Source organism: Ralstonia flatus, from assembly GCF_958439105.1.
Taxonomy (GTDB): Bacteria; Pseudomonadota; Gammaproteobacteria; order Burkholderiales; family Burkholderiaceae; genus Ralstonia; species Ralstonia flatus.
The window spans coordinates 322,421-346,385 of record NZ_CAUDLI010000001.1; the positions used below are offsets into that span (position 1 = coordinate 322,421).

Genomic DNA, 23,965 nt, shown 5'->3' on the forward strand with positions numbered 1-23,965 from the left:
TTTTGGAACGCGGATTGTACTCCCAAACCCGTGACGGAAAACCCCGTGGCAGCCGATGGCTTGCGCTGGCCTTATCGAACCCGCCGAGCGGATCAGCGACCGGATTCCGCCGCCTGGGGCAACTCGCCGCGCGGCCCCACGGTGGCCGCCATCTCGGGTTCGGCCACGAACCGGTCTCGCCCCGTGTAGAGCAGAAAGTGCCGCCCAGTGCACCGCGCAAACAGCGTCAGGTTGACGCGCTGGGCCATCTGGTGGCCCATCTGCGTGACACCCGAGCGCGACAGCAGGAACGGAATGCCCATCTGCGCGCCCTTGATGACCATCTCGGAGGTAAGACGGCCCGTGGTGTAGAAGATCTTGTCGCCGCCGTCCATGCCCTCCAGCCACATGCGGCCGGCGATGGCATCCACGGCATTGTGGCGACCGACGTCTTCGATGAAGTGCAGCAGTTCGCCCTGCGCGTCGAACAACGCGCAGCCATGCACCGAGCCCGCCTGCTTGTAGATCGACTGCTGCAGGCGGATGGTGTCGACCACGCGGTACAGCGTGGTCTGCGTCATGCGCGCGTCGGGCGGTAGATGGATGGCGTCGATCTCGTCCATCAGCGAGCCGAACACGGTGCCCTGCCCGCAGCCGGTGGTCACGGTGCGGCGGGCGGTCTTCTCGTCCAGGTCGGCAATGCCGGCGCGCGTGGTGACAGCAGCCGATTCGGTTTCCCAGTCGACCTGGATGGAGGCGATGTCTTCGATGCTGCCGACCAGGCGCTGGTTACGCAGATAGCCCAGCACGAGCGCTTCGGGGGCACCGCCCAGCGTCATCAGCGTGACGAGTTCGCGCTTGTCGAGGTAGACGGTGAGCGGGCGCTCGCCGGGAATGTAGACATGGCGAGCGCGGCCCAGCTCGTCGAGCACTTCAACCTCGTCGAGCAGTGGAACGGAAGCGTTGGTCAGTTCTGGGCGCAGCGGCATCAATGTCTTCGTTCAAATAAAAATGCGCACGGCAAGCGTGCGCATGGTGCCGCCGGTACCCGCCCGAAAGCGGATACCGTGTGCGGGCGATCAGTTCGCCACGATCACGCCGCAGGCGACGCGCCCGCCGGAATTGCCGGTGGGTTGGGTCATGTAGTCGTCCTTGCCTGCGTGGACGATCAGCGCGTGGCCGACCAGGCTGGTGGGCCCGGGCGACAGCGTCACGCCGGAAAGAACGATCGAGCCGACAGCCTTGCCGTTGGCATCGGATTGCAGCATCGGGATGTCGCCGGCGTGATGCGCGCCTTGACGCGGATCACCGTGCTGCTGGCCGGTCGGGTTGAAGTGCCCCCCCGCGCTATTGCCGTCCGGCGAGGAGCAATCGCCCTTCTCATGCACGTGGAAACCGAACATGCCGTTGGCCGGCAGGCCGGAAATGTCCACCGCCATGGCAACCCGATTGTCGCCTTGCTGTGCGAGCTTCACGCTGCCTTGCACGGTGCTGCCGCTCTTGGGTGCAAGCACCGCCGATGCGGTCATGGCGCCGTCAGCGGCATTGCCGGCCTTGGCCGTCGACGCTGAGTTCGATGCGCAGCCGGCCATCAGGCCGATCGCGGCGAGTGCAATCACGAGTTGCTTCATGTGTCACCTCCAGTCAGGGTTCACTCGGGGAGCGGACGATTGTACTGCCGGATGATGAACAAGCAACATTGGCAGCAACGGCTCACCCTTTGGCCGCCGGCCCTGACGCGGGCGGGACAGGTGCGACAAACGGCCCGGGGTCAACGCACGGCGCGCCCGGCTGCGTATGCGCCGCCTTGCCTCCGGCCTGGTAAGACGCCGCCACCTTGTCCTGCGCCTTGCACGTCTGGAACGCGGCCACCTTGTCGCCCCAGGCTGCTTTGGCTTTCGCCAAGTCCGCCTGGGCTTTCTGTTCTTCCGTCGGCGCCGGCAGCTTGGCGCCGGCCAGTCCGCTTGTCAGGCTCAGCATGGCGGCAGCAAGCGCCATACCTGCGGCGCGGGTCAGCGCGGATGCATGCATGGAGAGGTTCCTCGAATCGGGTGCGGTCGATGGCGTCATGACTTGACGGGCTGCTCGCTGGGCGACGGCGGTGCAGGCGGCTGGGAACGTTGCGCCGGAATCTTGCCGGCCTTGACGTCGTCGTACCAAAGCTCGTGGTGCTCCTTCGCCCAGGCTTCGTCGACATAGCCGTCGCGCATGGCCCGGTAAGCGCCTTCCATGCCGATCGTGCCCATGTAGATGTGGCCGAGCGACATGCACATCATGCCAACCGCCGCAATCGCGTGAATGATCTCGGCCAATTGCATCGTGCTGCGGTAGTAATCCACGCCCGGGACGATGCGATCGAGCGTCCAGCCCGAGGCCGACAGGATCAGCCCAAACACGACGAGCCCGCCCCAGAACCAGAGTTTCTCGCCGGCGTTGAAACGGTGCGACGGCACTTCGGCGCCGTGTTCGCCGGCAAACATGCCACCCAGGCTCAGCAGCCATTTCAAGTCGCCCTGGCGCGGCAGGTTGTCCCGCACCCACATCACGAAGGCCACGATGATGCTGACCGTGAAGAGCGGCCCCACCAGGTTGTGCAGGTTTTTCAGCACATACGTCAGCCAGCCGAACAACTGGTGGCCGAGGATCGGCAACAGGAAATGCTTGCCCCACAGCATGACGATGCCCGACACGCCGAGCGTGACGAACGAGATGGCCATCGTCCAGTGCACGTAGCGCTCGGTGGGCGTGAAGCGCTCGATCTTGCGGCCGGTGGGCGCTTCCTTCAGCGGGATCATGCCGCGCCAAAGGAAGAAACCAAGGATGACCAGCGGCACGAGCACCATCAGCCAACCGCCCCACACGGTGATCACGCCATTGCGGAACAGCCGCCATTTCTGCCCGGTGCGCTGAATCAGCACGCCCGCCTCCAACCCGGGAATGCTTGCGTAATGCGCCTGGTCTGAGTTCACTTCACGCCAGACGGGCGCATTGTTGCCCGGTTGCGCGGCGCGGCGTGCGGCCTGGTCGTGCGCCTCTTTGGAAAGATCGCGCTTCTGCAGATCAAACACATTCTCCGAGACGATGTTGGAGAACGGCTGTGCCGGCTGTACGGCCGGATTGACGGGGGCGGCGTCGGCCGCGGGCGCACTGGCCGACTGCTGCGCGCTCGCCAACGCTGCAGCGCTGCCCAGCAACACGGCCATCACAAGATGTTTCCAGGAAGGGCCCATGGACGAACCTCCGCTTGCGCGCGTCATGGCGTCTTGTTGTACTCGTTCTGGTATTGGCCGCGTGCGCGGATCTGGTTCTGCCAGCTCGTGCGGTCACCCGGTGTCCAGTTCTTGGCCATGAAGGGGTCGCCTTCCGCACCCTTGTAGGCAGGCGCGTCGCCCTTGCGGTGCGAAGCGAACGCGGTTTGCGGGCGCTCGCCGCAGGCACCGAGCAGCAGCACGGCGCCAAGCGCGACCAGCAGGCCGGTCGATCGTGCCCGGGCGATCATGATTGCGCTCCGGGCGCGGAAGCCGGCGTGGCCGGTGCGGCCGGAGTTGCCGGTGTCGCCTGACCGCCCTTGCCCTGCGCGCCGCCGTAGGCCGTGCCCCATCCGAACAACTCCCCGCCCTTCCCACGTTTCATGACGCGGTTACGCAGGATGTCGGAAATCACATCGCCATCGCCGCCGAGCAGCGCCTTGGTCGAGCACATTTCCGCGCACAACGGCAGCTTGCCTTCGGCCAGGCGGTTGCGGCCGTACTTTTCGAACTCTTCCTCGCTGCCGTTCTTCTCGGGGCCGCCCGCGCAGAACGTGCACTTGTCCATCTTGCCGCGCACGCCAAACGTGCCCTGGCTCGGGAACTGCGGCGCACCGAACGGGCACGCATACGAGCAATAGCCGCATCCGATGCAGACGTCCTTGTCGTGCAGCACCACGCCGTCTTCGGTGCGGTAGAAGCAGTCGACCGGGCAGACCGCCATGCACGGCGCATCCGAGCAATGCATGCACGCCACGGAGATGGATTTCTCCGCGCCGATCATGCCGTCGTTGATGGTGACCACGCGGCGCCGGTTCACGCCCCAGGGCACCTCGTGTTCGTTCTTGCAGGCCGTGGCGCAGGCGTTGCATTCGATGCAGCGCTCGCTGTCACAGATGAATTTCATGCGTGCCATGTTGATCTCCCCGTCCTTATGCGAACCGCTCGATCTGGCAGACCGTCGTCTTCGTTTCCTGCATCATCGTCACCGAGTCGTAGCCGTAGGTGGTGGCCGTGTTGACGGCCTCGCCGCGCACGATCGGGTGGGCGCCTTCCGGGTAGTAATCGAGCAGGTCCTTGCCCTGCCACCAGCCCGAGAAGTGGAACGGGATGAAGGCGTGGTCGACCCCCACACGCTCCGTCACCAGCGCGCGCACCTTGATCTGGGCGCCGGTCGGCGTCTTGACCCAGACGAAATCGTTGTGTCGGATGCCACGGTCAGAGGCGGCCTTCGGGTTGATCTCGACAAAGTTCTCCTGCTGCAGCTCGGCAAGCCACGGGTTGGAGCGCGTCTCTTCGCCGCCGCCCTCGTATTCGACAAGGCGGCCGGACGTGAGGATGATCGGGAATTTCTCGTAGACCTTGTTTTCGATATTGCGCTGCTGCACCGTCTTGTACAGCGTCGGCAGACGCCAGAAGGCCTTCTTGTCGTCGTGCGTCGGGTACTTGGCGACCATGTCGGGCCGCGTGGAATACAGCGGCTCCCGGTGCTGCGGAATGCCGTCGGGGAAATTCCACACGATGGCGCGCGCCTTGGCGTTGCCGAACGGATGGCAGCCGTGCTTCATCGCCACGCGCTGGATGCCGCCGGACAGATCGGTCTTCCAGTTCTTGCCTTCGGCGGCCTTCTTCTCGGCATCGGTCAGGTCATCCCACCAGCCGAGTTTCTTGAGGAAGACGTGGTCGAACTCGGGGTAGCCGGTGGTCAACTCCGAGCCCAGCGAGAACGAGCCATCTTCGGCCAGCAGGTTGACGCCGTCGCGCTCCACGCCGAAGTTGGCGCGGAAGTTACCGCCCCCTTCCATCACATGCTTGCTGGTGTCGTACAGGTTGGGCGAGCCGGGGTGCTTGAGTTCCGGCGTGCCGTAGCACGGCCACGGCAGGCCGAAGTAGTCGCCGGTCAGGTCGTAGCCGGTTTCGGCATCCTTACCACCCTTGCAGCGCAACGTGCGCACATCAAACAGGTGCATGTTGCGCATGTGGGCCTTCAGGCGTTCCGGCGATTGGCCCGTGTAGCCGATCGTCCAGTTGCCGCGATTGATCTCGCGCAGGATCGATTCGATCTCCGGCTCGCGCCATGTCATGCCGGCACGCTTGTATTCGGTGATCTTGCAGTTCTTCGACAGCTCCTTGCCGAAGCCGAGGCGATCGGCAAACGCCTGCATGATCACGTGGTCCGGCTGCGACTCGAACAGCGGGTCGATGACCTTTTCGCGCCATTGCAGCGAGCGGTTCGACGCGGTGCACGAGCCGGACGTTTCGAATTGCGTGGCCGCCGGCAACAGGTAGACGGCGCGGTTCGGATTGGGCGGCGTGCCGTCGGCGGCGGGCATGTTGGCCATCGCCGCCGTAGCCGACGGGTATGGATCGATCACGACCAGCAGGTCGAGCTTGTCGAGCGCGCGCTTGATGTCCATCCCGCGCGTTTGCGAGTTGGGCGCGTGACCCCAATAGAAAACGGCGCGGACGTTGTTGTCCTGATCGATCAGATCGTTCTTCTCCAGCACCGCGTCGGCCCAGCGGGAGACGGTGGTGCCCGACTTCTCCATCATGGCCTGCGAAGCAAAGCGGCCCTTGATCCAGTCGTAATCCACGCCCCAGACGTTGGCGAAGTGCTTCCACGCCCCGGCAGCCAGGCCGTAGTAGCCAGGCAACGAATCGGGGTTCGGGCCGACGTCGGTCGCGCCCTGCACGTTGTCGTGGCCGCGGAAGATATTGGCGCCGCCGCCCGACTTGCCGATATTGCCGAGCGCCAGCTGCACGATGCACGATGCGCGCACGATGGCGTTGCCGATGGTGTGCTGCGTCTGGCCCATGCACCACACCAGCGTGCTGGGGCGATTCATCGCCATCATCTCGGCGACCTTGTGGACCTGCGCTTCCGGCACGCCGCACACCTCTTCGACCTTGTCCGGCGTCCACTTGGCGAGCACTTCCTCGCGCACCTTGTCCATGCCGTAGACGCGGTCGTGGATGTACTGCTTGTCTTCCCAGCCGTTCTTGAAGATGTGATAGAGCACGCCGAAAAGGAACGCGATGTCGGTGCCCGAACGGATGCGCACGTATTCATCGGACTTGGCCGCCGTCCGCGTATAGCGCGGGTCGACGACGATGACCTTGCAGCCCGTTTCCTTGGCATGCAGCAGGTGCAGCATCGACACCGGATGCGCCTCGGCTGCGTTCGAACCGATGTACAACGCGCACTTGGCGTTCTGCATGTCGTTGTACGAGTTCGTCATCGCACCGTAGCCCCACGTGTTGGCCACGCCGGCGACGGTGGTGCTGTGGCAGATGCGTGCCTGGTGGTCGCAGTTGTTGGTGCCGAAGAACGACACCCACTTGCGCAGCAGGTACGCCTGCTCGTTGCTGTGCTTGGATGAGCCGACGAAGAAGAACGAATCCGGTCCGGTCTCCTGGCGGATGCTTTGCATCTTGGCGACGATCTCGTTCAACGCTTGCTCCCAGCTGATGCGCTGGTAACGGCCATCGACGAGCTTCATCGGCGTCTTCAGGCGGTATTCGCCGTGACCATGCTCGCGCAGGGCAGCGCCCTTGGCGCAATGCGCGCCGAGGTTGATCGGCGAATCGAACACCGGCTCCTGGCGCACCCACACGCCGTTCTGCACGACGGCGTCCACCGAGCACCCGACCGAGCAGTGCGAGCACACCGTGCGGCGCACGACGATGTCCCCCTTCCCTTCGGCGGCCTGGGCGTCGCCCACCACAGATTTCTTCACCAGCGAAAGTTGCGTTGCGGCCAGCCCTGCGCCGACGCCGATGCCAGAGCGCTTGAGGAACGTGCGACGGTCCATGGTCGGCAATGCGCCGGCCAGGCTGCGCGCCAAACTGCCAGTGAGCGACGAAGCGCCCTGGCCGCCTGAACGTCGCGCCGAAGCGGCTTTGGTGTCCTGTACCGCCGGTTTGCGGGTCAGAAGCATGAGGTCACCTGAGGATGCGGGTTGCGTGCAATGACGATGAAGCGGAAGCGGCGCGCATGCGCCCGCGTCAGATCCACGTCGTCTTGTAGTACTTGCGGATGTGTTCGCTCAGACGGTAGCCGGTGGCGCCGTCATCCGCTGCGTCAGTGGCGGGTGTAGCCGGAGCGGTTGGCGCTTGTACCAGATGGCCCGCTGTGGCGGCTGTGCCTGCAGCGGCGGCTGCAACGGCTGCGCCCATCAGAAAGCGGCGGCGAGTGGGTGCAGCATCAGCGGAATCCGCTTCAGGGCGCGCGTGAGGGACGGTGTTCGGACTTGGCATTTCGATGCTCCCCGGCTCAATCAAACCGATGACCGAATGTAATAGGAATTTTTGAACACATTTTAGGAGCAACGGCATGGGAAAACCATGCCCAAAACCCCTCTTCCTGGGATTTTCCTGACGATTTACCGATGAATTTTTTCAATGAGTGCGGTTTGAACCGGTCCGCCGTGACGTGGGCGGGGCGCGGCTCTTCGGCCTGCGCTTAATTTTTAGGCAGCCAGGTGATGGCTGTCACGCCAATTCAAGAGCGAGCCGTTCGACGTCGAAAAACGCTTTCGCCAATCCCGCCACATCGGCATAGAAGGCAGCGCGCGGATGCTGCAATACAGCATCACAAGCCGTATCGACCCACGGCGCCAGATGACGCTGGAAAAATGCGCGCTGCTCTTCGATGCGCGCAAGGTCGATGTCATCGCCGGCGATGAGATAACGCATGACCTCGCACAGCGTGGCGAGGTGGTCTTCTGTCTCCGTGACGCCCTCGGCGCGCTCCAGGCCAAAGCGCCGCAGATCGTCCCGCAGCACGACGAGCGGCTTTTCGTTCATGAACCCGGCCTGGTAGTACGAGCCGTACAGGAACACCTCGGGCTTGCCGACGCCGATGAACAGTTCGGTGTATTCGTCGTCAGCCTGCGCGGCGGTCGTCTTGCCGGCGCGGGCGACAAGCCGCCGCCAGGCCTGAGTGAGTGCGCTGCTGGCGGCAGCTTCCGCGTCGGCCGGGGCGGTATCGTCATCGCCTATCGGGTCCAGCGGCGCGGCGGCGATGCGCTGCAGCAAATCGGCGTCCGCGGCGTGGAAGAACAGCGTGGCCAGCAGGCCGTAGAGGTCCGCACGGGCGAGGTCCTCGGCGCTGTCGGCAGGCGTGGCGGCGGGCTGGAATTGCAGGGGCTGGGCGTCGGTCATGGGATCGGGATCGGCTTCAATGCGCGGCTTCAATACGCGGTTTTCAGTGCGGGGCGCCCGGGCGTTCGCCGTGCTGCATCATGTCGATCACGCGGCAGTCGCTGCACATCTTCAGGCGCTCGGCGGCGGCCCCGGAGAACGCCGGATGCGCGCCGAGCTTGGCCAGCATCGTCGTGACCATCTGCGCGGTGCCGAACGGCTTGCTGCAGCGGATGCAATGGAACGGTTGCGCCTCGTTGAGCGTGACCGGCTGGCGCGCTTCGGCCGACAGATTCAGCCGCGGCACGAGCGCGATGGCGCTTTCGGGGCACGTCGTTTCGCACAGGCCGCATTGGACGCAGTTGCGCTCGATCATGGCCAGCACGGGGCGCTCGGCCTGATCGCGCAGCGCCTGCGACGGGCACGCGCCAACGCACGCCATGCACAGCGTGCAGCGTTCGCGGTTCACGGTGATGGCGCCAAACGGTGCGCCGGCCGGCAGCGGGATGACGGGCTCGGCGGCCTTGGCGTGGCGCGCGAGGTGGTCGAGGGCGAAATCGAGCGTTTCGCGCTTGGCTGCAGCCACGGCAAAGGTGGCAGCCGGCATGTCACGGCGAAAGCCGCGCAGCGGGCCCGACACGTCAGCGCGGCTCAGATGCGCGTCGAGCGCAGCCGCATCGGCCACGTCGATCAGCACCACGCCCGCCCCATCCGCCGGCTCGCCTAGCCCGTGCAGAATGGCCTGTGCCGCAGCAACCTGCTCGGCGAGCATCGCGCGGTACTGCGGTGCGTCGTCTTCCGTCAGCAAAATCGCGATGCGCGCGGCGCCGTAAGCCAGGGCGGCAAACCACAGATCCAACCCCGTCGATGCCGCATGGAAGACTTCAACCGGCAGCACATTGACCGGCACGCCCTGCGCCTTGCCGATGCGGGCGGCACGGCCCAGCTGCTCGATCACCGTGCGGCCCCGCTCACCGTTGTGCAGCAGAACCACGGCATCACGCCCGCCCGCCGCTGCGTAGGTGCTCAGCAGCGTCTTGAGCTTGCGTCCCTGGTACGGCGCATTGGGATAGGCATACGTCATGGCACCGGTCGGGCACGCGGTCGTACACGCACCGCAGCCAACGCACAGGTTGGGCGTGACCTGCACGCTGCCGCGGCCGTCCTTCCATTGCGACGCGATAGCCGAAGCAGAACACACCTGCACGCAGGCGTCGCAACCGACCTGGCCGTTGCGCCCATGCGCGCAGATCGACTCCTTGTATTGGAAGAACTTGGGCTTCTCGAACTCGCCCACCATCTGCAGCAGCGCCAGCGATGCCGTCAATTGGCGGCTCGCGTCGGCGCCCGCATGAAAGTAGCCCTGCGGCGGCTGGTGCTGGGCAAATGCCGGCGCATCGTTCAAATCGAAAATCAGGTCGAATTGGCCCGATAGCGCCTGGGGTGCCTCCACGCGGCTGAAATCGATTGCCATTGCGTCGCCGCATGCCTTGACGCACGCGCGGTGGTCGCGGCATGCATCCAGATCGATCTGGTAGAGCGCATCGATGGCGCCTTCCGGGCAGACATCGATGCAGGCGTTGCAGCGCGTGCAGCGGTCCAGGTCGATCGGATTGCGATTGCGCCACTTCACCTCGAACGCGCCGAGCCAGCCCTTCATCTCCGCCAGCTCGCCCGCGTGTACGGGCCACCGACGCTCCATCGGCGGCACAAGCGCACCCTTCGCGCGGTCGCGTCCGTTGACGAGCACTGTCACGCTCAACTGGGCGGCCAAGCGCTCCGCCCAGGGCATCGCGCGCTCGGCAGGGCCGACGATCAGCACATTGCCCTCGGAGCGATAGTCAACCACCGGCACCGGATCCGGCGCCGGCAACCCTGCCACGGCCAACAACGCCGCTGTCTTGGCATGGAGGCCGCGCGCATCGCGCTTGGCCCCGGCCGACCACCCGCCCGTTTCGCGCACGTTGACGAAATGGATCGGCGCGGTCACGCCTTCATGCTGTGCGGCCACTTCTGCAAACAGTGCCTTTTCCTGCGTGCACGCGACGATGACATGTTCCGTACCGTCCAGCGCCTGCGTGAAGGCGCCGATCTCGCGGCGGCACAGCAGGTGGTGCGTCTTGCCGGGCGCATCGATGGCGGCGTCGGACGCGCGCAGGGCGTCGCCCACCGCATTGGCATCGAGCGGCATGGTGTGATTGCAACTGCAGAGCAGCGTCGGCATGAATTTGAGCGTAAGCGCCTGCGTGCATGGCGCAGGCTGTGGGGACATGGCCGCACGGTCGTTGCCGGGCGGTACTCTTTTTTATTCTACGGACGGTGGCTTAGCGCCGCCATGCGGGCTTGCCTGGGCGAAGTCGTCGGCGGGCGGCTCGGCATCCGCGGCTTCAGGCGGGGGCTCGCCGGTCACAGCGGGCGAAGCGTCCGATACCGGTTCGACTCCTGTCGGCGGCGCCACATCGACGTCAAGTGGTTCGAACAACCGTAATTCCGCCGTATGGCGCAGCTCGCGCAACATCTCGGGCGGGATGGGGTCAGGCTGCGAATAGTCGTCGATGTAGGTATCGAGGCCGTCCATCACGTTGAAGTGCGGATCGGCAAAGAGCTTCTTGAGCGCGGCGCGCTTGACGGCTTCGTCCACCCCGTGCGCGACGAAAGGCGCGAAATCATCGGAGGGCGTCAGCTTGGCGGCGTCTGCCAGCGTCAGCGGCGGTGGCGCCTCCGGCGTGGGCTCGGCCGCCGACGCTTCGGGCACGACCACCGGCGCAGGCTCGGCGGGCGGGGCCGCTGGTGGTTCCGGCTCGGGTTCGCCCCGCCGCTCGGCAGCCTTGCGGCGCGACCAGCGCGAGAGGAAAGTTTCTTCGCTCACAGCAGCTTCACTCAGAACTTCGCGCGGTCTTCCGGCGGCAGAAACGACTCCGGGCGGCGCCGTTTCTTCGGCTCGGGCCGGTAGTTTTCAGCCACGTACGCCTGCAGCCACTCCAGCGCAGCGGCATCCAACGGCACGTTTTCGACCGTCTCGCCGCCGTCGAGCCAGCGACCGGCTTCGTTGTAGCTCAGCGAAACCGTATGCGGAATCGCGCGGCCTTCGTCGGCCGTGCCCGGCTCGCCCAGGCGCCACAGCACAAACCAGCAGGGCGCGGCGGAGGTCACGTTCAAGTAATAGCCCTCGGCCTCGTCGCGAAAGAGCGTGACGGAGAAGCCTGGCGTGAGCCAACGCTCTTCGCCGGTCCCGTCATCGGCTCGATCGAGGCAGCGCGGCGCCGTGCCGTATTCGCCCAGGTCGGGCACGACAGCTTCCAGCCGCCACTGATACGGCTGCCATCGGTTGGCCGTCGGGCGGCGGCACAGCACCACCGCCACCCGTACGGACGGGCGGTCGGCGGGCAGCGGCGACGTGGATTCCATGGCGTCAGGTGTTCTGCACGACGATCGACGGGAACTTGCTCGTCATGTCCTTCGCCTTCTCGGCCACGGCGATGGCGACGCGGCGCGCGATCTGCTTGTAGACGCCGGCAATGGCGCCGTCAGGGTCGGCCACCACGGTCGGACGGCCCGAATCGGCCTGCTCGCGGATGGACAGATTCAACGGCAGGCTGCCCAGGAACGGCACGCCGTACTGTTCGCACATCTTCTCGCCGCCGCCGGCACCGAAAATGTGTTCGGTGTGGCCGCAGTTCGGGCAGCAGTAGACCGCCATGTTCTCGACCACGCCAATGATGGGAATCCCCACCTTCTCGAACATCTTCAGGCCCTTCTTGGCGTCGAGCAGCGCGATGTCCTGCGGCGTGGTGACGATCACCGCGCCCGTCACAGGCACTTTCTGCGACAGCGTGAGCTGGATGTCGCCCGTGCCCGGCGGCATGTCGACGATGAGGTAATCCAGGTCGCGCCAGTTCGTCTGCTTGAGCAGTTGCTCCAGCGCCGAGGTCACCATCGGGCCCCGCCAGACCATCGGGTTGTCCTGCTCGATCAGGAAACCGATCGAATTCGCCTGCAAGCCGTGACCCTCCATCGGCTCCATCGTCTTGCCGTCGGCTGACTCCGGCTGGCCCTGGATGCCCAGCATCATCGGCTGGCTCGGGCCGTAGATATCGGCGTCGAGAATACCGACGTTGGCACCTTCCGCGGCCAGCGCCAGCGCCAGGTTCACGGCGGTCGTCGACTTGCCTACGCCGCCCTTGCCCGAGGCCACGGCGATGATGTTCTTCACGTTCGGCATCAGATGCACGCCGCGCTGCACGGCGTGCGCGACGATCTTCATCGATACCTGCACGCTCACATTTTCGACACCTTGCACCTGGCGCAGCGCCCCGATCACCAGCTTGCGGATCGGATCGAACTGGCTCTTGGCCGGATAGCCAAGCTCCACGTCGAGCGATACCTCGCCGCCATCGACCCGGATGTTGCGCGCCGATTTGGACGACACGAGGTCGCGCCCGGTATTGGGATCCACCACGCCGCGCAGGGCTTCGGTGATCTGTTCGATGGTTACGCTCAACATTTGCTCCACAAATCTAATGCGAATGGGGGACGGGCCAACGGTGACGCGGCATGAACTTTGCGGCGCCCTGGCCACTCTACGTACTGTTTTGCTATTGTATTTTGCCGGCGCATCCTTCGTCCGATTCCCCCCAATATCCCTCCGATGCGCCGGATATCGGCAAATCCACAAGAACCGATCCCGTTACCCGTAGGAGAAACCATGAAAGCCAAGCTTATTTCCGTCTCGCTCATCGCCCTGCTGGCCGCCGGCTGCGCCACCGAGCAGCAGAACCAGACCGCCATGGGCACCGGCGTTGGTGCGGCCGTGGGCGCTGGCATCGGCGCGCTGGTCGGCAACGGCAAGGGCGCCGCCATTGGCGGTGCGCTGGGCGCGGCCACCGGTGCAGCCGTCGGCTACAACTGGGGCGCCATCAAGTCCAAGCTGGCTGGCGATACGGCCGGTACGGGCACGCAAATTTCGGAGCAGCCCGACGGCTCGCTCAAGCTGAACATTCCGAGCCAGGTCTCGTTCGACACCGACAGCGCGGTGATCAAGCCGTCGTTCCGCGGCCCGCTGGATAGCGTGGCACAAACGCTGACGCAACATCCGGAACTGGCGGCCAATGTGGTCGGCCACACGGACAGCACCGGCAACCCGAACTACAACATGACGCTGTCGCAAAAACGTGCGCAGAGCGTGGCGAGCTACCTGACCGACCGGGGTGTGGCGCGCAATCGCCTGTCCGCCGAAGGCCGCGGCCAAAACCAGCCCGTTGCCGACAACGCCACGGAGGCCGGCCGCGCCCAAAATCGCCGCGTCGAAATTTATTTGAAACCAATTCAGGGGTAACCCTGTCATAGAAAACAGGTGCCGCTTGCCACACGTTGCTGGCTCGCGATGCGTGGCTGACCTCCCGGGCGGTACCTGATTTCTCCTCCTTTTCCGTTGTGGAAAGCTGCGCCGGCGCTGACCGGCGCTTTTTTTTTGGGCCACGCCATGCGCGGCATCTTGACGCATGGGCCAAAGCGGACGATCACACCCGCCATTCCGCAGATTCGTCTGCACCCGGCCCGATACCGCCGGGCGCGCTAAAATATGCGTTTCTCCGCGCGCCGCGCCCTGTTTGCGGCCCGCCCGCACCTTTCTGGCCTGCCCATGTCCGAACGTCGCATCCTCGTCACTTCCGCCCTGCCCTATGCCAACGGGCCGATTCATATCGGCCACCTGGTCGAGTACATCCAGACCGATATCTGGGTGCGCTTCCAACGCATGCGCGGCCACGAGACCTATTACGTGGGCGCCGACGACACGCACGGCACGCCCGTCATGCTACGTGCAGAGAAGGAAGGCCTGACGCCGCGTCAGCTGATCGAACGCGTCTGGACGGAGCACAAACGCGACTTCGACAACTTCCTCGTCTCGTTCGACAACTACTACAGCACCGACTCCGACGAAAACAAGGAGCTGTGCCAGAACGTCTACCTCAAGCTCAAGGAAGCCGGCCTGATCGACGTGCGCGAGGTCGAGCAGTTCTACGACCCGGTCAAGGAGATGTTCCTGCCGGACCGCTTCATCAAGGGCGAATGCCCGAAATGCGGCGCGAAAGACCAATACGGCGATTCGTGTGAAGTCTGCGGCGCGACGTACCAGCCGACCGACCTGAAAAACCCGTATTCCGTGGTGTCGGGCGCGACACCGGTGCGCAAGTCGTCGGAGCACTACTTCTTCAAGCTATCCGACCCGCGCTGCGAGAATTTCCTGCGCGACTGGGTGGCCGACCTGGCACAGCCCGAAGCCACCAACAAGATGCGCGAATGGCTCGGCGAGGAAGGCGAGGCCAAGCTCTCGGACTGGGACATCTCGCGTGACGCACCGTACTTCGGTTTCGAGATTCCGGGCGCCCCGGGCAAATACTTCTATGTGTGGCTGGATGCGCCGGTCGGCTACTACGCCAGCTTCAAGAACCTGTGCGCCAAGCGCGGTCTCGATTTCGACGCGTGGATCAACGAACACTCCACCACCGAGCAGTACCACTTCATCGGCAAGGACATCCTGTATTTCCACACGCTGTTCTGGCCGGCGATGCTGAAATTCTCGGGCCACCGCACGCCGACCAACGTGTTCGCGCACGGTTTCCTGACCGTGGACGGCGCCAAGATGAGCAAGTCGCGCGGCACGTTCATCACCGCACAGAGCTACATCGATACCGGCCTGAACCCGGAATGGCTGCGCTACTACTTTGCCGCCAAGCTGAACGCGACGATGGAAGATCTGGATCTGAACCTGGACGATTTCATCGCCCGCGTGAACAGTGATCTGGTCGGCAAGTTCGTCAACATCGCCAGCCGCTCGGCCGGCTTCCTGGTCAAGCGCTTCGAGGGCCGCGTGAGCGATGCCGCGCTGGGTCATCCGCTCATGGTGCAACTGCGCGAAGCCGCCCCGCAGATCGCCGATCTGTACGAAAAGCGCGAGTACAGCAAGGCGCTGCGTGCGGTGATGGAACTGGCCGACGCCGTCAACGCCTTCGTCGACACCGAAAAACCGTGGGACTTGGCCAAGGACGAGGCCAACCGCGAAAAGCTGCACGCCGCGTGCTCGGTCGCGCTGGAAGCGTTCCGCCTGCTGGCCGTGTACCTCAAGCCGATTCTGCCGACCACGGTCGAGCGCATCGAGGCGTTCCTCAACGTTGAACCGCTGACGTGGCGCTCGATCGATTCGCAACTCTCGTCGGACAAGCCGATCCAGCCGTACTCCCACCTGATGACGCGCGTGGACAAAAAGCAGGTGGATGCGCTGGTGGAGGCAAATCGTCAGTCGCTGCAGGCGACCGCCGATGCCCCGGCTGCTGCCACCAACGGTGCTGCCGCCATCGAGCCGATCGCCGAGACCATCACCATCGACGACTTCGCCAAGATCGACCTGCGTGTCGCCAAGATCGTCGCCTGCCAGCGCGTGGAAGGGTCAAACAAGCTGCTGCAGCTGACGCTGGATGTGGGTGAAGGCCAGACGCGGAATGTGTTTTCGGGCATCCAGTCGGCGTATGCGCCGGAAGATCTCGTGGGCAAGCTGACCGTGATGGTTGCCAACCTGGCACCGCGCAAGATGAAGTTCGGGATGTCGGAAGGGATGGTGTTGGCGGCTTCGGCTGCTGATGAGAAGGCTCAGCCTGGGCTTTATATTCTTGAGCCGCATTCTGGGGCGGTGCCGGGGATGCGGGTGCGGTAATGGGTGTTTGGGGATGGGCCTTGGTGGTCCACTTCCCTTTCGTTCCCTGCCGGGACCGACTCACTTTTCTTTGTCTTGCCAAAGAAAGTAAGTCAGCCCCGGCAGGGGATGAAACAAGGGATGCACCACAAAAAAAACCAGAGCCAAAAAGCCCAAACAACAAAAACCCCTACCCCCCATTCAACCGATCATCACTCCGCGAAGTCGTCGTAACACGCCCATCCACCCCAAAGTGCACATTGAAGAAAGCCCGTTCCGTCGCGCTTTCCATCCACCGATACCCCCAAACCTCTTCCTGCTTCAGCTTAAACACCTCCACCTTCCCCGGCTTGCCCAGCATCCGGCGAATGTCATCCTTGCTCTGCCCCGCCCGGACGCGTCCAAAATTCTCGGCGGTCAACACCTGCTCGATCTTCTGCACGTGCCCGTCAGGCCCGATCGTCACCATCCACGTTGAAGTCCCTTCCGGCCCGCGCGGATACTCCAGTTGCCGCGTGCCGCCTTCGTTCTCCCAGATCGTCTCGGGCTGGCCGGCGGTGGCCCTGACATCGTCCTCGGTGGATTGCCCGGCCACGATGCCTTTGAACAGCAGGTTGTCCGGCTTGGCCGATTGCCACGCCCGCTTGGCGGCATCGCCCACACGATCCACTGCCTGGTCGACCTTCTGCTGATCACAGCCGAACAAACCCAGCAATAAAGCCAGAATGCTCATGGTGACTCCCACTTGTGCGAGTTGACGAAGATGCGACATGGAACTCCTCGTTCGAAACTTGTACCCGTCGCCATTCTGGCAGCCGGGCTATCCGATTACCAACGCTTGTTGAACAGGACCGATGCGCCGTTGATCGTGCCGCCGCGTGCCACCACCGACCACCGCCGCGAGAACTGCCACGTCAGTTTGACGATGGAGTCCGCTGTCGACAGGCTCTGCTCATAGCCGACGGTGATGCGCTCCGAAATCGCCTTGCCCAGGCTCACCACCTGCGGGTCGGTCAAGCCGGCGGTAGAAGGCCCGATCGAGAACTCATCGAGCCCGAAGCGCCGGGCCACATTCTTGCCTGCCACGTTGCCCAGCAAGCCGAGCGCTGCGCCGGACATCGCCTGCTGCTGGCCCAGGCCGGCATTCGACGCGCTGTAGCCGAACATCAGCCACGAAAGCTTGTCTTCATCGGGCACGTTGGGCTCGGAGACGAGCTTGACGCGTGGCTGGCGCACCGTGCCGGTCACCTGCACGCCCGCTTCGACTTCCTGGTTGCGCCGCATGGCCGTGATGTTGAACGACGGATTGTTGATCGGCCCGACGAAGTTCAGCACGCCCTGCTCGATGGCGAGCTTGCGGCCGAATGCTTCGTACGTGCTGCCCTGACGCACGTAGATCGTGCCGGTACCGCGCAGGGGTACCAGCGGCTCGCTGTGCACGTGCATCTGGCCGCCGAGTGACAGGTCTGCGCCCGCGCCCTTGAAGCGGAAGTTGTCGCCAAAATCGACGTCCACATCGACCACCGGGCTGAAGCGGCCGGCCGGCTTCTCTTCACGTTTGACGCCGCGCTCAGCCTGGTTGCGGGCGGCATCGGCGCGGCGGACGATGACCACGTCGTCGCCCAACGAAGGCGCGCCGTCCTTCGGCAGATCGAACAGGCCGCGGTCGACCTTGAATTTGCCGGTGATGGCCACGCGGTCATTGTCGTTGGCAATGCGCGCCTGGCCCGACAGCACCAGCGTGCGGTCCGGATCGGCAAAGAGCTGCAGCTTGTCGGCAACGATAGAGCCCGCGAGGTTCGGATTGGCCTCGCCGAGCTGCACGCGGCCCTGCGCACGCACGGTGCCGTCGCCGCCGTGGAACACCACCTCTTGCAGGTCAACCACGTTCTGATCGAGCGCCACACGCACGACGCCCTTGGTCAGGCGGATGCCCTGGTCGTACAGCGCCACCTCGACGTCCTGGCCGGTCAGGAAGCCACTCACCTTGGGCGCCCCCACCGTGCCGGCAAACGTCAGGCTGGCCGCAAGCTGCCCGTCCGTTGCGACGTCCGGCCCGAGCAGATCACCGATGCTCTTGAGATGCGGCAGGTTGATCGTCAAGCCGCCGGAAAGCGGCGACGTGGGCGCCATGAGCGCCAAGGTGCCCGGCCCCGAATCCCGCACGAGCCCGACACCGGCATCGAGGTAAAGGTTGCCCACGCGCGTCGACTGCACGGTGCCGCGCAGCCCGAGGCGCATGCCCTCGCCGCGCGCCTCCACGGTCGCTTCGGTCAGGCCCAGCGGCGTGAAGCCCCGGCCCGCGTTGATTGATAGATCGCCGCTGCGCCGGGTGATGCGCGCCGTGCCGGTGGCCGCGCTGCCGAGGTCCAGATCCCATTGGCCGTCGACGACCAGATCCGTGCGCACCGGCGGTGCCTGGCCCGTCCAGGTGCGCACCAGCTCCAGCACCCGCGCAATCTGCAAGCCGTCGACGCGGCCAGCGCTGCGCACGTGGCCTTGGGCGGATTCGACGCGCTCGATGTGGATCGGCGTCTGATCCAACGTCAGGTCTGCACGGCCCATCATCAGGCGACCGGGCGCAACCGAGAGCTTCACTGGCGCCGTGAGTTGCAGGTTGGGCGCGCCCTGCGCCGAGAGCGTGGAAATCGTGCCGTCCCACCCGTCGCCATCCTTGCCCGGCGTCAGCGCACCGTCGCCAGCCAGCGCAAACTTGAACGGCTGGTTGCGGACGTTGCCATCGGCATCGGCGCGGAAGCGGTGGGCACGTCGCGTGCCGTCCAGCGTGGCATGCACTTCTCGCAACGACAGGCTCGGGCCGGTTACACGCTGCGCGGTCAGGTCGAACAGCAATGGCCCATCGATGCCGTCGCGGATCTGCGCGCGGCCGTTGGCGGTGTCGATCTTGTTTCCCTGATACGCGAGCTGGCTCGCCCGGAACGTGGCATCCACCTGCGGGCGCTTGATCGTGCCGGAGACATCGCCGGACAAGGTGACCGCCCCGCTCACGCCAAGCTGCAAGCGTGCGAGCTGCGGCGCATCGATTTCAACATGCATGCGGTCGCCCGCCGCGCCAAAGCTGCCCCGCAGACTGGCCTTGTTGCCGGCCACGTCGAGCTTGGCGTCGCTGGGCAGCAGGCGTTCACCGCGCAGGTGGACATTGCCGTCGCCGGTCATCGGCAAGCCGGCGTAATCGCTATCGCGCACGGCAAATTTGACGGCGGCATCGATCGGCTCACCCAGCGTGCCGTGCGCATCGAACTCGGCGTTGATGCGGCCCTTGGCCACCTTGGCCAGCCGCGACGGATCGAACTCCGCCAGATTGCCCTTGAAGGCAAACGACTGCGCATCGTCGTGCTTGAGCGTACCCGCCAGCGTCAACCGCGAGCGCCCCAGCGACACCTGGGCGCTTTCCACCGCGACCTGCGCGGCATCGAGCACGGCTTTCGCTTGCGCACGCATGTCGCCGCCCGCCAGGTCGAGCGCCACATGCTGCGTGTCGCCCGCAAAATCGACGGTAATGGGGCCAGCGAGTTTCGTTTTCTCCAACGATGCATGAAGCGCCTGCAGATCAAGCTGGCGCACATCCACGCGCAGCGCGCCATGCCCCTTCTGCACATCGGCGCCGCCCGTGAGCACCGCGCCGCCCAGCAGCCGCACATCGAGACCGGTGAGTTGCTGATCGTTTTCGTTCAGCCGCACCTGCGCACGCAGCGATTGCAGCGGCAGCTTCTGCTTGTCCAGCGTGCCGGGCTGCGCGTTGTCGATCCTGATGGGGCCCGCCACCGTCAGCGTCTTGGCCTGCTCGTCGGGGCGCAGATCGGCGTGGATCGACAGCGATGCTTCCGGCGCGCCCGGCGCAAACGCCCGCGGATTCACGTGTTCCGCCGACACCACAGCACGCGACAAGGGCAACGCGCCAAACGGCGTGGCGTCGATCAGCGCCTGCGCGGTCAGCTTGGCACCGGTGCCGGTCGCGTCGATGTGCAGCGCCTCCAGCGAGCCCGACAGTTGCGCCGACACCACCGCATCCTGCTTCTGCCCGTTCACCTCGAACTGCGTCGCGAGTGTTGCCGCGCCAGTGAGCGGATACGGCCGCGTGCCGGTCATGCGCAGCGTGGCGGCCAGCTTGCCGGCGGGCGTCTCCATGCCGTCGAGCAGCACGTTGTGATGCGTGCCGTCGGTGTGCAGGCTGCCGGCAATCGATTTCAGTTCGGTGGTCGACGTGCCTTGCCGGATGGCGAGGCGATCGACGGCAAGGCGGTCCACATCCAGGGCCAGCGGCAGCACCAGCGAACTGGGCGGACCACTCGGCGGTGTCGGCGGCGTCGGATGCAGGATCACGTCGACATTGCTGGCCCGCAGATACGCGAAGTGCGCATGCCACGGACCGCGCGTGAGAGCCCAGCGGCCTTCCACATGGTCGATGCGCACTTCGGTGCTGCCCGCGCGGACGTGCAGATCTCGCAGGGAGAGGCCCTCGCGCACGGTGCCGCCCTCCAGCTTGCCCGACACATAAGCGTTGCCAAAGCGCGTGGCGAGCGACCACAACTGCGCCGTGCCCGATTGCGAATGGATGGCCCAAAGCAGCCAGCCGGCCAGCGCCAGCACGATCACCAGGACAAGTGCGATCAAACCGCCGAGCCAGCGCAGGGTGCGGTGGCCCCAGCCACGCTTGGTACGCGCAGAGCGAGGGGCTTCGGGTTGCTTCGGTTCAGGTGTTTGCGGATCGGTCATCGTCATGTTCAGAACGCGATGCCCAGCGACACGCTCGGCCGGAACTGTTTCTGCTGGATGCCATAGGCCATGTCGAGCTGGATCGGCCCGACCGGGCTCTTCCAGCGCACGCCGACGCCCACCCCGTTGAACCAGCGGCGCTCCGACCAGTTGTCGGTGGCCGTGCCGGTATCCCAGAACACGGCGGCGCCCCATTGCGGCAGGAACCAGCGTTGATACTCCAGCCCGCCGGTCACGAGGAACTTGGTCGGCAGCGTGCTGCCGTTGACGTCGTTACCGATGCTCTGGAAATCGTAGCCGCGCACCGACTGCGTGCCGCCCGTGCGAAAGCGCAGCGTGGCCGGCACGCCGTCGCCGGAACCGGAGGTGATGACCGCACCCAGTTCGCCGCGCGCTACGAAGATGTCGCGCTGCCCCACCGGCACGAACTGGCGGATGCGGCTGTACGACCGAACGAACGATTGGTCCGTTAGCACGCCCTTCACTGCCGCGCCAATCTGCGTGGTGATGATGTTGCCGCGGCGCGGGAACAGCGGGTCGTCCACATCGCGGCGCGTCCAAGCGAAACCGGGGACGAGCGCCTTGCTCAACTGGCGCTCGGCGCCGTCGGGCCGCAGATCGTCGTAGTAGAAATCAACGGTGAACGACGTTTCATAGATGCCGCGCACGCGCGTCTGCTTGAAGCCCGAACGATAGCTGCGCGTCTCGGTGCCCGATGTGTCGGTGCGGTCCATGCTCGTGTAGAGGCTATTGACGTATTGCTTGTCGTCGGGCGGCACTGTCACGCCGGCAAACAGGTACTGGCGGCGCTGTTCGATGCGGGCCTGCGTGTCGAGCACCCACGCCTTGCTGAACAGGTTCAGATATTGATAGCGCCCTTCCAGCGAGGCACCCGTGTCCGTGCCGTAACCCACACCGCTGGTGATGCGGTTGGGCGGGTACTCCCGCACACGCACCCGCACCGGCGCGTTGACCGGGTTCTTCGGGTCGTCACCCAGGTCGACGATCGCATTGGAAAAATACGGCTGTCCCTGGATAGCAGCTTGCAGCGCTTGCAGGCGATCAGCGGAGTAGTCCTCGCCCACGCGCAGCGGGTTCACGTGGTTGATGATGCTGATCGGGTAGCGCGACAAGCCCTGCACATCCAGCGGCCCCAGCGTGTAGGCCGGACCGCTGTCATAGCCCACCGACAGGTCCGCCTTGCTTTCGTCCGGATCGACACGCGCCTGCGACGACGTCTGCTTGGCCGCGTAATAACGTTTGCTCTGCAGGGCAGCCAGGCTGTCGTCCTTGGCCTTGTCCCAGCCCGCTTGGCGGAACGCCATGCCGTGCTGCAGGCTCCACGATTTTTTCAACTCGTCGATGCGCTTGGCGTCTTGCGTGATGGCGCCGGTAAAGTCGAGCGCCACATTGTCGATGGTGGTACGCGGCCCCGGCTCGACCTTCACGTTGACCACGCGGTGGTCCGGCGGGCCGTCCAGCTTCGCCGTCGCTTTCGGCACGAAATAGCCTTCCGTGGCCGTCAGCTTGGTGACCTGATCGCCAATGGTCTCGACCATGTACTGCAGCTGGTCGTCAGTGATGTCCTTGCGGTCTTTGTAGCGCGACAGATCCAGGTGGCGCTCCAGCAAGTCGCGAATGGACTTGGGCGCGTCGATCTTGACGTCGTATTCAGCGTGCGCCGGCGCGCAGGCCAAGGACACGGCACAGCCGGCCGCCAGCACGAGGGCGGGCAAACCATAAAGGCGAAAGCGTGGTGGTCGTGACGGTCGCGATGGTCGATTGGAGCCGGTCATCGTGGCAAGCGTGGCGCCGCCCCACGGGCCGGCTGAGTCGAAGGAAAGGCGTATTTGACCATACCGACCCGCACGGGTGCCCAGGCAAATGCAACGAATACTGCCTTCTGGATCGGCCGGAGCCGTTTCGCACGCGCCGTGCCCAGGGCCGGAACGACGGCCAATACGGTAAAATGCGCCGGTTTTCCGCCGGGGAGCCTTCCGAGCGGGCAAGTTCATCCAACATCACATACCGCCATGGCCCTGTACAAGTCCGAGATCACCCAGTTCCTGGAAGAACTCAAGGCCCAGAAGCCCGACCTGGAAGCGCAGCAGCGCCAAGGTCGCTCCCTGCTGTGGGACAAGGACCCGATCGACCTGGAAGAGCGCGCACGCGCCAAGGCCGCCCGCGTGGCGCAAAAGCCGTACGTCTATTCGCTGGACTGATCGGCCGACCGGCCTTCAGCCCGCCAGGCGCGCCGCCGCATGACCACTTCCGCGCAGGACAAGCTGCCACTGCCCGTCGAGCTGCCCAGCGTGGCGCCCGATCAGGACTCCACGCCCGCGCAGGTCGACGGCCTCGCCTTTGCACGGCTCTACGGGGAGCCGCTGTTCAAGCTCCCGCAGGATCTCTACATCCCGCCCGATGCGCTCGAGGTCTTCCTTGAAGCGTTTGAAGGGCCGCTGGACTTGCTGCTGTACCTGATCCGGCGCCAGAACTTCAACGTGCTGGACATTCCGCTGGCGCAGGTCACGCGGCAGTACCTGGCGTACATCGAGCAGATTCGCGCGACCAACCTCGAGCTGGCAGCCGAATACCTGCTCATGGCGGCCATGCTCATCGAGATCAAGTCGCGCATGCTGCTGCCGGTCAAGAAGACCGACGAAGGCGTCGAGCCCGAAGACCCGCGCGCAGAACTCGTCCGCCGCCTGCTCGAATACGAGCAGATGAAGCTGGCCGCGCAGAAGCTCGACACCGTGCCGCAACTGGGCCGCGACTTCCTGCGCGCGCAGGTCTACATCGAGCAAAGCCTCGCGCCCCGCTACCCCGACGTCAATTCCGACGACCTGCGTGCCGCCTGGGCCGACGTGCTGCGCCGGGCCAAGCTCACACAGCACCACAAGATCTCGCGCGAAGAGCTGTCGGTACGTGAGCACATGAGCCAGATCCTGCGCCGGCTCCAGCATGCGCGGTTCATGGAGTTCACCGAGCTGTTCGAAGAAGCGATCCAGTCCGGCAAGGGTGCGCCCATCGTCGTCGTCAACTTTGTCGCCATGCTCGAGCTTTCGCGCGAATCCCTGCTCGAAATCACGCAGGCCGAACCGTACGCGCCCATTTACGTGCGTCTCGCCTATTCACCGACGTAATCCGTCCGACCTGACTCACGCCAGGT

The 23,965-nt window shown here is 65.1% G+C and carries 20 protein-coding genes; 4 read left to right on the plus strand and 16 right to left on the minus strand.

Annotation, left to right across the window (positions count from 1 at the left end):
- Positions 1–92: 92 nt before the first annotated feature.
- The 13 genes from R2676_RS01510 to apbC form a co-directional block, all read right to left on the minus strand.
- The gene (locus R2676_RS01510; protein WP_206275003.1) at positions 93–968 is read right to left on the minus strand and encodes a formate dehydrogenase accessory sulfurtransferase FdhD; all 876 of its coding nucleotides are present in this window, start codon (positions 966–968) and stop codon (positions 93–95) included.
- 90 nt (positions 969–1,058) lie between these two features.
- A complete protein-coding gene (locus R2676_RS01515; RefSeq protein ID WP_206275002.1) occupies positions 1,059–1,610 on the minus strand; it encodes a superoxide dismutase family protein in 552 nt (183 codons plus the stop codon).
- 82 nt (positions 1,611–1,692) lie between these two features.
- Complete coding sequence (locus R2676_RS01520) at positions 1,693–2,010, minus strand: hypothetical protein (RefSeq protein WP_027680805.1); 318 nt, start codon at positions 2,008–2,010, stop codon at positions 1,693–1,695.
- Between the two features lie 35 nt (positions 2,011–2,045).
- The gene (locus R2676_RS01525) at positions 2,046–3,209 is read right to left on the minus strand and encodes a formate dehydrogenase subunit gamma (protein ID WP_206275001.1); all 1,164 of its coding nucleotides are present in this window, start codon (positions 3,207–3,209) and stop codon (positions 2,046–2,048) included.
- A gap of 23 nt (positions 3,210–3,232) precedes the next feature.
- Entirely contained in the window at positions 3,233–3,478 is a 246-nt protein-coding gene (locus R2676_RS01530) for a hypothetical protein (RefSeq protein ID WP_206275000.1), read from the minus strand.
- Entirely contained in the window at positions 3,475–4,143 is a 669-nt protein-coding gene (fdh3B, locus tag R2676_RS01535) for a formate dehydrogenase FDH3 subunit beta (protein ID WP_206274999.1), read from the minus strand. Before fdh3B ends, R2676_RS01530 begins: the two co-directional genes overlap by 4 nt.
- 16 nt (positions 4,144–4,159) lie before the next feature.
- The gene (locus tag R2676_RS01540) at positions 4,160–7,165 is read right to left on the minus strand and encodes a molybdopterin-dependent oxidoreductase (protein WP_102066599.1); all 3,006 of its coding nucleotides are present in this window, start codon (positions 7,163–7,165) and stop codon (positions 4,160–4,162) included.
- Positions 7,166–7,232: 67 nt separating this feature from the next.
- Positions 7,233–7,484, minus strand: a complete 252-nt coding sequence (locus R2676_RS01545) for a twin-arginine translocation signal domain-containing protein (protein WP_065859915.1) — start codon at positions 7,482–7,484, stop codon at positions 7,233–7,235.
- Positions 7,485–7,718: 234 nt separating this feature from the next.
- Positions 7,719–8,390: a TorD/DmsD family molecular chaperone gene (locus R2676_RS01550; protein WP_206274998.1), complete on the minus strand. Its 672-nt coding sequence runs from the start codon at positions 8,388–8,390 to the stop codon at positions 7,719–7,721.
- A 43-nt stretch (positions 8,391–8,433) separates the two neighbouring features.
- Positions 8,434–10,593, minus strand: a complete 2,160-nt coding sequence (locus R2676_RS01555; protein ID WP_206275271.1) for a 4Fe-4S binding protein — start codon at positions 10,591–10,593, stop codon at positions 8,434–8,436.
- An 81-nt stretch (positions 10,594–10,674) separates the two neighbouring features.
- Positions 10,675–11,238, minus strand: coding sequence for a DUF3306 domain-containing protein (locus tag R2676_RS01560; RefSeq protein ID WP_206274997.1), 564 nt, complete (start codon positions 11,236–11,238; stop codon positions 10,675–10,677).
- Positions 11,239–11,249: 11 nt separating this feature from the next.
- On the minus strand, positions 11,250–11,777 hold the full coding sequence (locus R2676_RS01565; protein WP_206274996.1) for a DUF3305 domain-containing protein: 528 nt from the start codon (positions 11,775–11,777) through the stop codon (positions 11,250–11,252).
- Positions 11,778–11,781: 4 nt separating this feature from the next.
- Positions 11,782–12,870, minus strand: a complete 1,089-nt coding sequence (apbC, locus tag R2676_RS01570) for an iron-sulfur cluster carrier protein ApbC (RefSeq protein WP_027680795.1) — start codon at positions 12,868–12,870, stop codon at positions 11,782–11,784.
- A gap of 204 nt (positions 12,871–13,074) precedes the next feature.
- Here apbC and R2676_RS01575 point away from each other — a divergent pair, with 204 nt between their 5' ends.
- Together R2676_RS01575 and metG are read left to right on the plus strand one after the other, a co-directional pair.
- Entirely contained in the window at positions 13,075–13,704 is a 630-nt protein-coding gene (locus tag R2676_RS01575) for an OmpA family protein (protein WP_012762565.1), read from the plus strand.
- Between the two features lie 306 nt (positions 13,705–14,010).
- Positions 14,011–16,080: a methionine--tRNA ligase gene (gene metG, locus R2676_RS01580; RefSeq protein WP_206275270.1), complete on the plus strand. Its 2,070-nt coding sequence runs from the start codon at positions 14,011–14,013 to the stop codon at positions 16,078–16,080.
- 169 nt (positions 16,081–16,249) lie between these two features.
- Here metG and R2676_RS01585 read toward each other — a convergent pair whose 3' ends face one another.
- The 3 genes from R2676_RS01585 to R2676_RS01595 all read right to left on the minus strand — a co-directional run bounded on the left by R2676_RS01585 (position 16,250) and on the right by R2676_RS01595 (position 22,592).
- Positions 16,250–16,792, minus strand: a complete 543-nt coding sequence (locus R2676_RS01585; protein WP_206274994.1) for a hypothetical protein — start codon at positions 16,790–16,792, stop codon at positions 16,250–16,252.
- Positions 16,793–16,887: 95 nt separating this feature from the next.
- Positions 16,888–20,796 carry a translocation/assembly module TamB domain-containing protein gene (locus R2676_RS01590; RefSeq protein WP_458646508.1) on the minus strand — a complete coding sequence of 1,303 codons (3,909 nt, stop codon included), beginning with the start codon at positions 20,794–20,796 and terminating at the stop codon, positions 16,888–16,890.
- Positions 20,797–20,804: 8 nt separating this feature from the next.
- On the minus strand, positions 20,805–22,592 hold the full coding sequence (locus R2676_RS01595) for an autotransporter assembly complex protein TamA (protein WP_206274992.1): 1,788 nt from the start codon (positions 22,590–22,592) through the stop codon (positions 20,805–20,807).
- 237 nt (positions 22,593–22,829) lie between these two features.
- Between R2676_RS01595 and R2676_RS01600 the strand changes: the two genes are divergently transcribed.
- Positions 22,830–23,018, plus strand: coding sequence for a DUF3460 family protein (locus R2676_RS01600; protein WP_206274991.1), 189 nt, complete (start codon positions 22,830–22,832; stop codon positions 23,016–23,018).
- A 39-nt stretch (positions 23,019–23,057) separates the two neighbouring features.
- Complete coding sequence (locus tag R2676_RS01605) at positions 23,058–23,939, plus strand: segregation and condensation protein A (RefSeq protein WP_027680790.1); 882 nt, start codon at positions 23,058–23,060, stop codon at positions 23,937–23,939.
- Positions 23,940–23,965 lie beyond the last annotated feature (26 nt).

Coding starts and splice junctions, on each gene's coding strand:
- R2676_RS01555 (WP_206275271.1), bottom strand. CDS start 10,593: ATGCCGACGCTGCTCTGCAGTTGCAATCACACCATGCCGCTCGATGCC.
- R2676_RS01585 (WP_206274994.1), bottom strand. CDS start 16,792: ATGAGCATTCTGGCTTTATTGCTGGGTTTGTTCGGCTGTGATCAGCAG.
- R2676_RS01595 (WP_206274992.1), bottom strand. CDS start 22,592: ATGACCGGCTCCAATCGACCATCGCGACCGTCACGACCACCACGCTTT.
- R2676_RS01550 (WP_206274998.1), bottom strand. CDS start 8,390: ATGACCGACGCCCAGCCCCTGCAATTCCAGCCCGCCGCCACGCCTGCC.
- R2676_RS01545 (WP_065859915.1), bottom strand. CDS start 7,484: ATGCCAAGTCCGAACACCGTCCCTCACGCGCGCCCTGAAGCGGATTCC.
- R2676_RS01605 (WP_027680790.1), top strand. CDS start 23,058: ATGACCACTTCCGCGCAGGACAAGCTGCCACTGCCCGTCGAGCTGCCC.
- R2676_RS01600 (WP_206274991.1), top strand. CDS start 22,830: ATGGCCCTGTACAAGTCCGAGATCACCCAGTTCCTGGAAGAACTCAAG.
- R2676_RS01515 (WP_206275002.1), bottom strand. CDS start 1,610: ATGAAGCAACTCGTGATTGCACTCGCCGCGATCGGCCTGATGGCCGGC.
- R2676_RS01575 (WP_012762565.1), top strand. CDS start 13,075: ATGAAAGCCAAGCTTATTTCCGTCTCGCTCATCGCCCTGCTGGCCGCC.
- metG (WP_206275270.1), top strand. CDS start 14,011: ATGTCCGAACGTCGCATCCTCGTCACTTCCGCCCTGCCCTATGCCAAC.
- R2676_RS01530 (WP_206275000.1), bottom strand. CDS start 3,478: ATGATCGCCCGGGCACGATCGACCGGCCTGCTGGTCGCGCTTGGCGCC.
- R2676_RS01540 (WP_102066599.1), bottom strand. CDS start 7,165: ATGCTTCTGACCCGCAAACCGGCGGTACAGGACACCAAAGCCGCTTCG.
- R2676_RS01510 (WP_206275003.1), bottom strand. CDS start 968: ATGCCGCTGCGCCCAGAACTGACCAACGCTTCCGTTCCACTGCTCGAC.
- R2676_RS01590 (WP_458646508.1), bottom strand. CDS start 20,796: ATGACCGATCCGCAAACACCTGAACCGAAGCAACCCGAAGCCCCTCGC.
- R2676_RS01520 (WP_027680805.1), bottom strand. CDS start 2,010: ATGCATGCATCCGCGCTGACCCGCGCCGCAGGTATGGCGCTTGCTGCC.
- R2676_RS01565 (WP_206274996.1), bottom strand. CDS start 11,777: ATGGAATCCACGTCGCCGCTGCCCGCCGACCGCCCGTCCGTACGGGTG.
- R2676_RS01525 (WP_206275001.1), bottom strand. CDS start 3,209: ATGGGCCCTTCCTGGAAACATCTTGTGATGGCCGTGTTGCTGGGCAGC.
- fdh3B (WP_206274999.1), bottom strand. CDS start 4,143: ATGGCACGCATGAAATTCATCTGTGACAGCGAGCGCTGCATCGAATGC.